Origin of the sequence: Dyadobacter jiangsuensis (genome assembly GCF_003014695.1) — a bacterium.
Lineage (GTDB): Bacteria > Bacteroidota > Bacteroidia > Cytophagales > Spirosomataceae > Dyadobacter > Dyadobacter jiangsuensis.
In genome coordinates this window covers 448,978-462,479 of the sequence record NZ_PYAS01000004.1, presented here as the reverse complement: position 1 = coordinate 462,479, position 13,502 = coordinate 448,978, and the positions used below count along the sequence as shown (strand labels likewise).

Here is a 13,502-nt window from a genome sequence, read left to right as displayed (position 1 = left end):
ATGGAAAAGAAAAAGATCATGATCGTCGACGACGACGCCCGCAACATCTTCGCGCTCAGGGCGACCCTCAAATCGAAGGGTTTCGACTGTATTTCCTGCTCCGCCGCAACGGAGGCGCTGGACATCCTGCGGACCGGCGAACCGGTAGATGCCGTGCTGATCGATATGATGATGCCTGAAATGGATGGCTACGAGGCCATTCCGCTGATCAAGGACCTGGAAAACAGACAGTCGGTACCCGTAATCGCCGTCACGGCGCAAGCGATGGTGGGCGACCGGGAAAAATGCCTCGATGCCGGTGCGAACGATTATATTTCCAAACCGATCGATGTCGACAAGCTGTTGAAGATACTTGGTAACATCTGATCCCATGATTGAAGAGGAAGACATCGATCTTTTGCTGAATGACCTGTTCGATCTCTACGGATACGATTTCACGCGGTACTCGCGCGCTTCGCTGAAACGCAGGATCATCCGGCTGTGCTCGCTCGATAAATTCCCAAGCTTTGCCGAGCTGCGCTACCGGGTCCGGAACGACCCGTCGTACCTCAAACGGTTTGTCGAGGAAGTGACGGTGAATGTCACCGAAATGTTCCGCGACCCGGCATTTTACAAGTCCCTGCGCGAGGAAGTGCTTCCCGTATTAGGTACCAAGCCGTTTATCCGCGTCTGGCATGCGGGCTGCTCGACCGGCGAAGAGGTGTATTCGATGGCGATCCTTCTCAAAGAAGCCAACCTGCTCCGGCGTTCGCTGCTGTATGCGACCGACCTCAACCCAAGCGTACTTGAAAAGGTGCGGAAAGGCATATTTCCGCTCGCATTGATGAAGCAGTATTCCGAAAGCTACATTTCGTCCGGCGGCACTGCGGATTTTTCAAGCTATTATACGGCCCAATACGGGCAGGCGAAGTTTGACAGCGAGCTTTCGGAAAAGATCATTATTTCGACCCATAACCTGGTGTCCGACAGCTCTTTTAATGAATTCGACCTGATACTATGCCGTAACGTGCTGATCTATTTCGACAAGGAATTGCAGGACAGGGTGCTGAAACTCTTCGATGCGAGCCTCGGGACATTGGGCTACCTTGCATTGGGAACGAAAGAGACCCTGAAATTCTCGGCTGTACAACACAAGTTCAAGCAACTGAACCGGGAGAAAATATGGAAGAAAATCATTTGAACCGTCGCTGCGAACTCCTGCTGATCGGAGGTTCGGCGGGTAGCCTGGAAGTGCTGTTCAGGCTGCTTCCGCTGCTGCGTGCCGATCTGCCGTTTCCCGTGGCATTGGTGCTGCACCGGCGCAATTCCGGAGACTCAACCTTATCTGAGCTGCTGGCTTCCAAAACTTTAAATCCAACCCAGGAGGTCGAAGACAAAGAGCCTGTTACCCCCGGAACGATTTACTTAGCACCCGCAGATTACCATTTGCTCATCGAGCATAACCGCACATTTTCGCTGGACTATTCCGAAAAAATCAATTTCAGCCGGCCCAGCATCGACGTCACGTTTGAATCTGCCGCCGAGGTTTATGGGCCGGGGCTGGTGGCGATATTGCTCTCCGGTGCGAATGAGGACGGTACTAGCGGTCTCACAGCCGTAAAACAAGCCGGAGGCATGGCCGTAGCGCAAAATCCGGACACCGCTCAAATGCCCTTCATGCCGCATTATGCCATTACCCACCTGCCTATCGACCATGTGTTCGACACCATCGAAATGGCCGCTTTCATCAACTCACTGACGTAGTTTCTCAGACCGATCGTTGATTTCTACCACAAAAGCGAGATTCAGTCTTTCTTTTTAAACAGTCAATTCAGGAAATTTGTATTGAGTTTAAAACAGTAAGATCATGGCAAAGCCCAACAAAATATACAGCGTTTTATTCAACAAATGCCCCCAATGCGGCGAGGGTGACTTTTTTATCACCAAAAGCGCCTATAACCTGCGGAATTTCGACAAAATGAACCGTCGCTGTCCGAGCTGCGGTGCCGATTTCGTGCCGGAACCGGGCTTCTATCAGGGTGCATTGTACATCAGCTATGCCTTCTACGTGGCATTCATGGTGATTTACTTTCTGATTTTCGTCAACTTTTTCAAACAGTACCTCGACTACTTCCTGGTGAGCATCATTCCGATCCTCGTAGTGCTGACGCCGCTCTTTTACCGCATGGCGCGCCGTACATGGCTTGCGCTGTTCATTAAACCGGCCGCTTCCGAAGAACGGGTATAGGGTATTTATAAAGCCGGGCTCTTCCGGAAATCTTCCGGCGTCATGCCGGTTTCTTTCCGGAAGAACTTGGTGAAATAGGAGTTATCATTGAAATTCAACTTGTAGGCGATTTCAGAAACGGTCAGATCGAGGTTGATCAACAGCCTTTTGGCCTCCAAAACGATCCTGTTGCGGATCAGCTCTCCCGCCTGCATCCCTACGTGCTCCTTGCACAACGCATTCAGGTGATTGGGCGTCACATTCAGCATTTCGGCATATTGCCCCGGCAGTCTCAGGCGGTCGTAATGCTTGTCGATAAGGCGGATGAAGTTCCGTACCGTCGCATTCTTCCCTTTCTCCGCATTCTTCTTCCTGTCGACAGAATCGCTCTGTTCAACAATCATAAAAATTTGGAGCAGTAAAACGCGCACCATATCGTCGCGCCAGGCCGTTGCGCGGGCATTTTGACTGAGCAACTCCTCGAATAGCCTGCAAACGTTCGCACGAATGGACTCGGAGAGCGTCAGCACGTTGTTGCTGCTGTCCTGATCGAGGAAAGAGAACGAATCGAGGTATTCGGGTTGCAGCAGGAAGGATTTAAAAAATGAATCCGAAAAATTGACCACATACCCTTCCATATCCCCCTGGAAATCCCACGTATGCACTTGTCCGGGGATCATGAAATAGATTTGATAAGGCGCAGCCTGAAAATGGTGAAAATCAATCGTGTGCCGACCACTGCCTTCGGTGAAAAGTACCAGGTGATAGAAGCTGTGGCGGTGCGGAAAAACAAGGCTCTGATGTTCGTGAACGTAATCGGAGAACCGTGCGATCATAATATGATCTTCGCGGTATTCGGAAAGCGGGCCGATATCGAGCCGGGGAAATGAACCGTGCATGGCAATTCGGAAATTGGGTCAGGGCCGGCAATTTAATGCTTATTCGTGATTTGGCACCTCTTCTGTATCTTGCGGATGTTTCCAAAACCCTTTTTCCGCGATGTGGAAAGCCCTTGCATTGTGTATGGCGTTGTTATTGCTTGCTGCGGCATCGGAGCAGGAAACCATCGGCGTGCAAAACTGTACCGATCGCTTTCGTGCCGATGCCCGGGCATTCGCGGCCAGCGTGACTGAAATGCGCATTGCGATCGAAAAAACTGATTCCGCCGACGCCCAAAGCATTGAACAAGCGAAAGAAAAGCTGAAAGCCACCCGCCTGGCTTACAAACGGATCGCCTTTTTTCTCGACTACTTCTTCTTCACGTCCTCCCGGATTTACAACCGGCCGCCCAAAAACGAAATAGAGGAACCGCATCTGGAATACGGCGCGCCTACCGGTCTGCAATACATCGAGGCATTGCTTTTCGACAATCCCGGTTTACACAAAGCGGAAATGATACAGCAATGCCGGTTCCTGGAAACTTCGGCGGAAGACCTGCCCGCTTTGCTTTACAATTTCAAAGCGACCGACGCGCAGGTGCTCGAAAGTGTGCGGCTGGAACTGATCCGGGTTATGACGCTCAGCATTACGGGGTTTGACGCACCGTTACTCAAAAGCGGCCTCGACGAAGCATTGGTTTCCCTCCAAGCGCTTCACGAAGTATTGAATCCCTATTTAATGCATTCGGATGAAGGGTCTGTCCGAAAATTGCTGACTTCCTGCGAGATTTATCTCACCGGAAAAACGGATTTCGACCAGTTCGACCGGCTATTCTTTCTGACTAACTATGCCTTGCCATTGCAGGAGAGCCTTGGCCTGATGATCAGCATGGGTTTGGAGATCAATGAAAAGGGTATTTTAAATTACAACGCCAGGAACATTTTCAGCCGGGATGCTTTTGCCGAACCTGCTTTTGCCGGAGGTGCAAGCTCCAATGCTGCATTGGCTGAACTGGGTGAAAAACTGTTTTTCGAAACACGTTTGTCCTCCAACGGCAGCCGCAGCTGCGCATCTTGCCATAACCCCGCTTTGCATTTTACCGACGGTCTGCCCCGCAGCATGGGCATTCACCCCGGCCAGGAGGTGCGGCGTAATGCACCTTCATTACTGTATAGCACATTTCAACACGCGCAATTCTGGGACGGTCGTGCCAAAACGCTGGAAGAGCAGATCCGCACCGTGATCCACGACAGCCTCGAAATGAATGGCAGGCCTGCCGAGACTATCATAAAACTGGCCAAAGAGCGCCCATATCGCCGGCTGATCCGCAAAGTGTCCAGAAAGCGGCGCACTTTAAATGATACCATTATTTACAAGGCCATAGCAGCCTATGTACGCACTTTGCAGCCATTCAACTCGGATTTTGACAGATATATTGCAGGAGACAAAGCGGCCCTGACCGATCATCAGGTGAATGGGTTCAACCTATTCATGGGTAAAGCGCAATGCGGAACGTGCCATTTTGCGCCGCTATTCAACGGGCTGATCCCGCCCACCTACACCCTCACTGAGTTTGAAATACTGGGAACGACCGCCTCGGATGATTTTCTTCACCCGAAAGCAGATCCCGACCAGGGGCGTTTCGAAACCCGCCCTACCCCCTATTACCGGGGCGCATTTAAAACACCCACCGTCCGCAACGCTGCCGTAACGGCTCCCTACATGCATAACGGCTCCTTCGGAAGTCTCGAAAAAGTCATGGAGTTTTACGATAAAGGCGGAGGTGCCGGCCTGGGCCTCGATATTCCCGACCAAACATTGCCCGGAGAACCGCTTAATCTATCGGACGAGGAAAAATCCGATATCATTGCCTTTTTACATTCGCTCACCGACCGTCTATGAAAACATATTTACTCACCTTCCTTCTATTTTTTGCATTCATCGCCGCCCACGCGCAAGGCACACTCCTGCGCGGGCCTTACCTGCAGGTAGCGACGCCAACCAGCATCGTCATTCGCTGGCGCACCGATAAGCCTTCCGAGTCCGTCGTCAAAATCGGCAGCAGCTCGCAATCGCTCGGCCAGACATTTGCCGATAACACGCCTGTTACCGAGCACGAGGTAAAGGTCACCGGGCTGCAAGCGGAAACACGCTATTATTACTCCATCGGCTCGCAGAGTGCTGTTTTGCAAACGGGCGACCATAACTATTTCCAGACTTCCGCCGTAGCGGGAAAACCAGGAAAATACCGTTTCGGGCTGCTGGGCGACTGCGGCACGAATTCCATCATACAAGATGAAGTCCGGGCCAGAATGATGGATTACCTGGGCTCCAACTATATGAATGCCTGGCTCTTGCTCGGCGACAATGCCTATTCTTTTGGCCGCGATGCCGAGTACCAATCCAATTTTTTCAACCGGTATAAGGATAACCTGCTTAAAATGTATCCGCTCTTCCCCTCGCCCGGCAACCACGACTACGATAATGATAACCCGGCCCGGCAAGACGACCACCAGGTACCCTATTACGATGTTTTCACGATGCCAACCAAAGGCGAGGCCGGCGGAGAACCTTCCGGTACCGAGGCATTCTATTCTTTCGACTATGGCAATGTCCACTTCCTCTCCCTCGATTCGTACGGCCGCGAAGACAATGCGACGCGCCTTTACGACACGCTCGGCAGGCAGGTGCAATGGATTAAAAAGGACCTCGCAGTTAACAAAAACAAAGATTGGGTAGTAGCTTACTGGCACCACCCGCCGTATTCGAAAGGATCGCGGGAATCGGATGGCGATCCCGAAATGACGGCCATCCGCCAGAATTTCATCCGCATTCTCGAACGCCTGGGCGTGGACCTGATCATCTGCGGGCATAGCCACGTGTACGAGCGCTCGCGCCTCATGGGCGGGCATTACGGATATGCGAATACGTTCGATCCCGCGAAACATGTCATAGACGCCTCCTCGGCGCGGTATGACGGCTCGGATAACTCGTGTCCCTACATCAAAAACTCCCCGCAAAGCCGCGGGACGGTGTATGTGGTAGCCGGTTCGGGCGGACAGCTGGGTAATCCTAAGCCGGATTGGCCACACAAGGCCATGTACCATTCCGACGCCGAGCATGGCGGCGGGCTTATGATGGAAGTGGAAGGCAACCGGCTCGATTTGAAATGGATCGCAGCCGATGGCGTGATCCGCGACAAATTCACGATGGAAAAGGGTGTGAATAAGGAGACAACGCAAGAAATCGCCCGGGATCAATCCATCGAGCTGAAAGCGTCGTTTTTGGGTGATTATCTGTGGAGCAATGGTGCCAAAACAAGGGCAATTACCGTTAAGCCGACAGAAAATACGGACTATACGGTGAAAGATGCACAGAACTGCATTCAGGATGTTTTTCATGTAAAGGTACCGGCTCCTAAACCCGATCCCGCCACATTCATAGGGTTCAATGCAAAAAAGGATGAAAAGAACCTGGTGACGCTGAGCTGGGCAACGAGTGCTGAAAACGAGCTCGCCTATTTTGCCGTCCAGCGGTCTACCGATGCACAAAACTTTACACAAATAGCGAAAGTATCCGGCGGTCCGAACTCCCAACAAAACAAGAACTACACGTTCGAGGATCAGGAAAGCCCCACTTTGCCCGTGAATACGCAGTACTATTACCGGGTCGTGGCAACGGCAGCGGACGGGCGCCTGCTATATACTGCCATCATGAAAGTTTCACTTTTCGAAATTGTGCTTGCAGCCGAACCAAACCTGTCGCTCGAAATAGAGATCATCCCGAACCCGTCATCGGCAAGTCAAATGCAGATCCGGACCACCGGACTGACCACGCAACTCGCCGAACTGACGCTCACCGACGTATCGGGAAGGATATTGAACAGTCGCAAAATGACGATCAGCCAGACACCCGCCGCATTCCTGCCCAATCAGCTTACCACAGGTATTTACTTCCTGAAAGTGAACATCAATGGCAGGAGCACGGTCAAAAAACTGGCGATTCAGTAGGGATTATTTCTTGACAAACCGACCTGTATGCACGGCACCGTCCGCGTAAGCGACTTTTGCCACATACATTCCGCCCGGCAAATGGCTCGTATCAATCGTGGCAGGCTCAGGCAGGGCCATTGCATTGAACGATTTGACCGCGATACATTTGCCGGCGGCATTATACAATGTAACTTCTTTGATCGTGCCATTGGGCGAACGGACGATCAGGCTTGCGGCTACGGGATTCGGATAGATTTCAAACACCGGCAGATCATCGAACCGCACTGCCTGGATGCTGCTGAATGCGAAAGTATTATCCTTATCTACCATTTTGAGACGATAGAGGTTGCTGCCTTTCACGGGATTGGAATGGGTGAAAGTATAGGGTTTTACCACCGCACTCTCCCCGGCGGCGGTCATTTTGCCTACAACCGCCCACGACTTGCCATTGTTTTGCTGTATTTCAAAATAATCGCTGTTCGTTTCCGCGCTCGTCGACCATTCGAGGACGGCTGTTCGTCCTTCTTTTTTGGCAGTAAAGGCAATCAGTGTCACCGGCAGCGCAACGCAGGCGACGTCCACGGCCTCGCGCGTCTCGCAATCGCCGATATTGTTTTCGATTATCACCTCATCGAGAGCCTTCGTTTTCAGTATCGCACAGAACTTGGTGCTGGCGCAGGTAGTGAGTGCAGCATTATCCGCGATGGTGATCGTTCCGCCAATGGAACTGAGGTTGCTCAGGCCATCCAGGCTTGTAAGCAGTGAATCTTCGGTGATCAGCAACCCGCCCGCAATGCTTTGCAGTGCTGCCAATCCATTAAGGTTGGTCAGACTATCATTAAAAGATATTGACAATGAATCGGTTATCGAAGTTAGATTATCCAAACCCGACAGCGATTTCAAACCAAGGTTCATTTCCACGAAAAGCCGATGGACGGTCGTTAGGCCGTTCAGCCCCTGCAAATCAGCAAGCGAATCGTTCGCTACGACTATCAGTGTGCCCTCGGGACCCAGCGCTTGCAGGTTACTCAGCCCCGAAAGGCTGGATAATGCAAAATTATACAACACCGCCAGATCGCCATTGATCGTGTTCAGCGAGGATAGTCCATCCAGGTTTTTCAATGAAAAGTTGAAGACAATCTGCGCACCGAGACTTCCGATGGACGTCAGGCCGTTCAGGCCGTCGAGGCTTTCCAACGCTGGATTAAACGTAATCACCATTTCGTTGCCGAAAGACGGCACATTCTGCAAACCATCCAGCGATTTCAGTACCAGATTACCAAACAAATAAAAACCGCCCCCCACGGATGTAAGGTTGCTCAATGCCGAAATATCCCGCAGCGAATCGATGTCGGCAATGGTGAGGTCGCTGCCTATCGACGTGAGTTGTTCGAGTCCGCCCAGGTTTTCGAGCATGAGATCATATTCAAGAAAGAGCTCTCCGCCAATGGATGTCAGCTGGTTAAGGCCCTGCATATTCATAAGGCTGTCATTGAAATCGACGTAGGCGCTGCCTCCGACAGCAGTCAACCCGTTCAACCCCGTCAGGTTCTTGATCGAATAGTTATTCGTGATTTCCAGGTCGCCATTGATCTGCGTAATGCCTTCGAGGCCTGCCAGCGAGGCCAGTTTGGTATTGTATCCGATCCGGATCGAGCTGTCGACCGAGGCAATTGTGAGATCGTTGATGGACGTCAACGAATCGGTTGTGCCGATAATCAGCGAACCGCCCACCGCACCGATGTTCGCTATCCCTGCCAGGCTTTTGAGTACCAGGTTACCATCGATAATCAGGTCCCCGGGCACGATGGTGAGGCCTTCCAGCCCGGCGAGGCTTTCCAAAACCGCATTATCATATATTTCCACCACCGAACCCACCGACGTAATCGTCAGATCCGCAATCGATTTCAACGAATCGTTTTCGGCTATCACCAATGAATCGCTCACAGAAACGATGTTTTTGATTCCTGCGAGATCTTTCAGAACAACATTGGAATCGATCACCACGCTACCGGTCACCGCGGTAAGTCCTTCAAGCCCGGATAGGCTTTCCAGCAATGGATTACGATATACTTCCACCGAAGAACCCACCGAAGTAATGTTCCCCAGGCCGGCAAGTGTGGTCAGCAAAGGGTTATTTCGCACCGTTACACTTCCCTCTACGCTCGTCAGCGTATTCAACGTACCGAGGTCTACAATATCAGCGCCTTCGATCGTGAGATTCCCCGGCAGGTTTACGCAGCCAGGATTGTTTGTAACAAAATTATCGAGCGTCGCCTGATCGCTGATAATGAGGTCGGTGGGACATTGTGCAAACGCGGCGAACGGCAGTAGCGCCACCAGCAGGAGGTAGAATTTCTTCACAAAAAGAAGGGTTTGTGTTTACTAAAAGATTTTCAGGCGATTATAGCTAAAAACCTTTGAAACACAAACCCTTACCCGTAGTATTAGTTTTAAATATTGTGTTTCCGGCTGCACCTGGCCGGCTGCACCTGGCCAGCCGCTCCTAGGCCGGCCGCGCTTCCGTACGAGGCTTTTTGAGAATCAATGCTGAAATAAGCGTTACCACCAGCCCTACCGGGAGAATCTCGGCGTAAGTCCATAGGATAACCATCAGCGGATTCCGGTACATCTCTTTATATCCGGCCAGCTCAACCACCTTTGCGTCAAGCTCGGCAGCGGTAGGGCCTTCGGCCTGGAACTGTTTCAGCAAATGCGCCGTGTATTTGTCCATGAAATCAGGAATAAAAAGGTAATAGTCGATCAGCCAGACGATCACGTACACCGTCGAAGCCACCAGCGTAATGTACAGCCCTATTTTAAATGCCTTTCCAAAAGACACCGACCCGCTGCTATACTTGTCTCGATAGTTTTTGATCCCCACAAAAACCATGGAAAACGACAGCAGCATAGCTGCATATCCCAGCAGCATATTGCCTTCAAAAGCTTCCTTCTGATAGCAGACCGCCATCGAGCAAACCATGAAAGTTGACACCAGCACACCCGAAATCAGTCCGCAAATAACGATGATCCTGTTCATATCATTTGATTTTAATGTCCGATAATGTTGCGAAATTGAAGCGTATTGGCCGTTTTCGAGTCATACTTTCGGGTGATTTTACATTCCACGGATCTTTTGGTCAGGTATGGTCAGGTACTCTAAGCTAATGAGACATTGACTAAACTTGACAATACATTACAACACTTAACAATACATTACTACACATGACTACACATGACTACACCTGACTACACCTGACTACACCTGACCACACCTGATTACACATGACCACACCTGATTACACATGACCACACCTGATTACACATGACCACACCTGACCGCAACGTCCACCATATACCCCGCATCAGCCGATGAGCCCGAGACGCCTTGCGCGCTCCACGGCCTGCGTGCGGTTACGGACTTCGAGTTTTTCGAAAATGCGCGACGAATGCGTTTTAACCGTATTGAGCGACACGAACAGCCGCTCGCCGATTGCCTGGTTACTGAGGCCCTCCGCCACGAGCTGCAACACTTCCAGCTCCCGGTGACTGATCCCGAGCCGCAACCGTTCCGGCTCGTTGACGGTGAATTCATCGCCCGCAGCCACGTACACCGCGCGTTCCACAATCCGGGTTTCTACCTTGGGGGTTGTCAGCTTGTGGGCCAGCCAGATACCCAGCCCTGTAAATAGCAAAGCAATGGCTCCTACGTAAATTTCAATGAGATGGTCCAGGACCAGGAACCGCAATTCGAGCCACCTGAGTACAAAAAGCAGCAAGGCAAGCGATACTCCGTAGAGCAACTCCTGCCTGTGCTTGCGGTAAAAATCGCTGATTGTTCGGGAAGTCATTTGTAACCAGTCCGTTGGATTACCAAAAATAAAAATTTTCGGTCAGCGGTCTAGTTTGAACGGGCATTTTCCAAGCGGCTGTTTCCTTTACTATGTTTCAGAATGACGTCCTTAACGCCCTCACAGAGGTTCTTGATGCGGTGGTAGGAATCCCGGCTGTTCTCCTCCTTGTCGAGGTAAATCATCACCTCGCCGGGCGACGACTCTACGGTGAGCCTGGTCTGGTCCGGCAAAACGGTGATTACCTTCGAGTCTTTCTCCGGATCGATCCGCACGGTCGACAGGTGGTCATTCAGAAACCCGGTGACCTCGGTCGACAGGTTATCATCGAAACGCGCCTTGAAGCGGTAATAGTCATCCTCGTCCTTCACGGCAATGCTCACATCGCCATTGTTACAGGAAACAAACATGGCGAGCATGACCATTAGAGAGAGCATTAGTGATTTTATTTTCATAGCTAAAAATTGTTTTACAAGGTACTATGCAATATACAGTACTGGTTTTAAATCTGCAACTATGATGTGACGAGCGGCAACGTTTGGGCAAAGTACAAGTTGCGAAAAAGGCCTTCCCCTGCGATAGTTAGGTGTTTTGTATTAAATTGGCTTAAACAAATCCTGCAACCGCCTTGAAAACAACCTTACTTCACTCCTTGATTTGCCGGTTCACGAAACGACCGTGCGTGACTTTACTCCTTATTTTTGCCATCCTCGCAGGCGCAACTGCCCACGCCCAAACCAGCACGAAAGAAGACTCCCTCTACATCCGCGAGCACTACACCAAAATCGAGCGGCAGATCCCGATGCGTGACGGCGTGAAGCTCTTCACTTCCATCTATTTGCCGAAGGATATTTCAAAAAGTAAAACCTACCCTATCCTGCTCAATCGCACGCCGTACAGCGTGGCGCCCTACGGCGAAGGTTTGTACAAAACGGCCCTGGGGCCCAGCATGCTCTTCGCCAGGGAGGGTTATATTGTTGTGTACCAGGATGTAAGAGGCAAGCTCATGTCTGAGGGCGATTTCGAGGCTTACCGTCCGTTCATCCCTGTCAAAAAGGGCAAGACGGACATCGACGAAAGTTCCGACACGTATGACACGATCGAATGGCTCATTCAGAATATCGACGGCAACAATGGCAAAGTGGGCACCTGGGGTATTTCGGCACCGGGATACTACGCTACCATGACGGCCGTAGACGCGCATCCGGCATTGAAAATCGCTTCGCCGCAGGCACCGGTCACCGACTGGTTCATGGGCGACGACCGCCACCATAACGGTGCATTTTTCCTGATGGGCACATTCTCATTCCTGTCGTCGTACGGTGCACCGCGGCCAGCGCCTACGCCCAAGGCCTCACCACAGTACTCGGCATATGGCACGCCGGATTCTTACGAGTTTTATAAGAGAATGGGCCCGCTGAAAAACTTCAACGAACAGATTTTCAAAGGCCAAAACCGCATCTGGAACCAGATGATGGAGCATGAAACCTACAACGATTTCTGGAAAGCCCGTACGCCGGTGCCGCATTTGAAGAATATCAAACCCGCGGTAATGGTCGTCGGCGGCTGGTTCGACCAGGAGGATTTGTACGGGCCGCTGAAAACCTACCAGGCGGTTTCCTCCCAAAACCCGCAGACACCGAACTGGCTCATCATGGGGCCGTGGATTCACGGCGGCTGGGCGCGCGGAACAGGAGAGTCACTTGGGAATATCCGGTTTGGAGCCAAAACCAGCGCATTTTACCAAAAGGAAATAGAGCTGCCGATTTTCAACCATTACCTGAAAGACCAGCTTGATCCTAACCTGCCCAAGGCCTACATTTTTGAGACCGGGGCCAACGAATGGCGTAAATACGACCAGTGGCCGCCGAAAAATACCGTCGAGAAAAAGCTGTACCTGCATCCGGACGGCACATTGTCGTTCTCGCCGACCATGACTACCATGCAGGTAGGCGCGAAACCCGCCTTCCACCAATACCTCAGCGATCCCGATAAACCGGTACCTTACACTTCGGAGATCCGCATTATCCGCGGCAGTGATTTCATGTACGAAGACCAGCGCTTCGCCGCCTCGCGCCCGGACGTGCTCGTGTACGAGTCCGAAGTTTTGAAAGAAGATGTGACTATTTCCGGGAATGTATTTGCCGATCTTTTCGTGTCCACCACGGGCACCGACGCCGATTTTGTGGTAAAACTCATCGACGTTTACCCCGGCGATGCACCGAACGACAGCCCCGTTAACCCCAATATGAAAATGGGTGGCTTTCAGTTATTGATCCGCGGTGAGGTCATGCGTTCCAAATTCCGGAAGAGCTTCTCCAAACCCGAACCCATGGCACCCGGCAAGATTGAAAATGTGAAATTCGATATGCAGGATGCGGCGCACCGTTTCAAAAAAGGGCACAAAATCATGGTACAGGTGCAAAGCTCGTGGTTTCCACTCGTGGACCGCAACCCGCAGAAGTTTGTGAATATCTACAAAGCCAATGCCTCCGATTTCCAAAAAGCCACACACCGGGTTTACCTATCGGGTCAGGCATCCTCGTACGTAGGCGTGCGGGTGGTCGAGTAACG

The 13,502-nt window shown here is 51.5% G+C and carries 12 protein-coding genes; 7 read left to right on the top strand and 5 right to left on the bottom strand.

The window, feature by feature from the left end; genetic code table 11:
* The 4 genes from CLV60_RS10385 to CLV60_RS10370 all read left to right on the top strand — a co-directional run bounded on the left by CLV60_RS10385 (position 1) and on the right by CLV60_RS10370 (position 2,227).
* On the top strand, positions 1-366 hold the full coding sequence (locus tag CLV60_RS10385) for a response regulator (protein WP_106595304.1): 366 nt from the start codon (positions 1-3) through the stop codon (positions 364-366).
* Between the two features lie 4 nt (positions 367-370).
* The gene (locus CLV60_RS10380; protein WP_106595303.1) at positions 371-1,180 is read left to right on the top strand and encodes a CheR family methyltransferase; all 810 of its coding nucleotides are present in this window, start codon (positions 371-373) and stop codon (positions 1,178-1,180) included.
* Positions 1,162-1,743 carry a chemotaxis protein CheB gene (locus tag CLV60_RS10375; protein ID WP_106595302.1) on the top strand — a complete coding sequence of 194 codons (582 nt, stop codon included), beginning with the start codon at positions 1,162-1,164 and terminating at the stop codon, positions 1,741-1,743. The genes CLV60_RS10380 and CLV60_RS10375 overlap by 19 nt, the downstream gene beginning before the upstream one ends.
* A 103-nt stretch (positions 1,744-1,846) precedes the next feature.
* The gene (locus CLV60_RS10370) at positions 1,847-2,227 is read left to right on the top strand and encodes a DUF983 domain-containing protein (RefSeq protein WP_106595301.1); all 381 of its coding nucleotides are present in this window, start codon (positions 1,847-1,849) and stop codon (positions 2,225-2,227) included.
* Positions 2,228-2,232: 5 nt separating this feature from the next.
* Here the strand turns inward: CLV60_RS10370 and CLV60_RS10365 are convergent, their stop codons facing one another.
* Positions 2,233-3,105 (bottom strand): AraC family transcriptional regulator, encoded by an 873-nt coding sequence (locus tag CLV60_RS10365; RefSeq protein WP_106595300.1) that lies wholly within the window; start codon positions 3,103-3,105, stop codon positions 2,233-2,235.
* A 100-nt stretch (positions 3,106-3,205) separates the two neighbouring features.
* Between CLV60_RS10365 and CLV60_RS10360 the strand changes: the two genes are divergently transcribed.
* Positions 3,206-4,987, top strand: coding sequence for a cytochrome-c peroxidase (locus CLV60_RS10360; protein ID WP_229210908.1), 1,782 nt, complete (start codon positions 3,206-3,208; stop codon positions 4,985-4,987).
* Positions 4,984-7,095 (top strand): metallophosphoesterase, encoded by a 2,112-nt coding sequence (locus CLV60_RS10355; protein ID WP_106595299.1) that lies wholly within the window; start codon positions 4,984-4,986, stop codon positions 7,093-7,095. Before CLV60_RS10360 ends, CLV60_RS10355 begins: the two co-directional genes overlap by 4 nt.
* A gap of 3 nt (positions 7,096-7,098) precedes the next feature.
* Here CLV60_RS10355 and CLV60_RS10350 read toward each other — a convergent pair whose 3' ends face one another.
* From CLV60_RS10350 to CLV60_RS10335, 4 genes are all read right to left on the bottom strand, one after another.
* On the bottom strand, positions 7,099-9,441 hold the full coding sequence (locus CLV60_RS10350) for a T9SS type A sorting domain-containing protein (protein ID WP_106595298.1): 2,343 nt from the start codon (positions 9,439-9,441) through the stop codon (positions 7,099-7,101).
* A gap of 142 nt (positions 9,442-9,583) precedes the next feature.
* Positions 9,584-10,117, bottom strand: a complete 534-nt coding sequence (locus tag CLV60_RS10345; protein ID WP_106595297.1) for a DUF4199 domain-containing protein — start codon at positions 10,115-10,117, stop codon at positions 9,584-9,586.
* 325 nt (positions 10,118-10,442) lie between these two features.
* Complete coding sequence (locus tag CLV60_RS10340) at positions 10,443-10,928, bottom strand: helix-turn-helix transcriptional regulator (protein WP_106595296.1); 486 nt, start codon at positions 10,926-10,928, stop codon at positions 10,443-10,445.
* 50 nt (positions 10,929-10,978) lie between these two features.
* A complete protein-coding gene (locus CLV60_RS10335; RefSeq protein ID WP_106595295.1) occupies positions 10,979-11,383 on the bottom strand; it encodes a hypothetical protein in 405 nt (134 codons plus the stop codon).
* A 227-nt stretch (positions 11,384-11,610) separates the two neighbouring features.
* Here CLV60_RS10335 and CLV60_RS10330 point away from each other — a divergent pair, with 227 nt between their 5' ends.
* Positions 11,611-13,500, top strand: a complete 1,890-nt coding sequence (locus CLV60_RS10330) for a CocE/NonD family hydrolase (protein ID WP_106595294.1) — start codon at positions 11,611-11,613, stop codon at positions 13,498-13,500.
* The last annotated feature ends 2 nt before the right edge of the window (positions 13,501-13,502 follow it).

What these genes read in the sequence shown, in the direction of transcription:
- CLV60_RS10365 (WP_106595300.1), bottom strand. Translation starts at nt 3,105, where the DNA reads ATGCACGGTTCATTTCCCCGGCTCGATATCGGCCCGCTTTCCGAATAC.
- CLV60_RS10335 (WP_106595295.1), bottom strand. Translation starts at nt 11,383, where the DNA reads ATGAAAATAAAATCACTAATGCTCTCTCTAATGGTCATGCTCGCCATG.
- CLV60_RS10370 (WP_106595301.1), top strand. Translation starts at nt 1,847, where the DNA reads ATGGCAAAGCCCAACAAAATATACAGCGTTTTATTCAACAAATGCCCC.
- CLV60_RS10360 (WP_229210908.1), top strand. Translation starts at nt 3,206, where the DNA reads ATGTGGAAAGCCCTTGCATTGTGTATGGCGTTGTTATTGCTTGCTGCG.
- CLV60_RS10380 (WP_106595303.1), top strand. Translation starts at nt 371, where the DNA reads ATGATTGAAGAGGAAGACATCGATCTTTTGCTGAATGACCTGTTCGAT.
- CLV60_RS10340 (WP_106595296.1), bottom strand. Translation starts at nt 10,928, where the DNA reads ATGACTTCCCGAACAATCAGCGATTTTTACCGCAAGCACAGGCAGGAG.
- CLV60_RS10345 (WP_106595297.1), bottom strand. Translation starts at nt 10,117, where the DNA reads ATGAACAGGATCATCGTTATTTGCGGACTGATTTCGGGTGTGCTGGTG.
- CLV60_RS10385 (WP_106595304.1), top strand. Translation starts at nt 1, where the DNA reads ATGGAAAAGAAAAAGATCATGATCGTCGACGACGACGCCCGCAACATC.
- CLV60_RS10355 (WP_106595299.1), top strand. Translation starts at nt 4,984, where the DNA reads ATGAAAACATATTTACTCACCTTCCTTCTATTTTTTGCATTCATCGCC.
- CLV60_RS10375 (WP_106595302.1), top strand. Translation starts at nt 1,162, where the DNA reads ATGGAAGAAAATCATTTGAACCGTCGCTGCGAACTCCTGCTGATCGGA.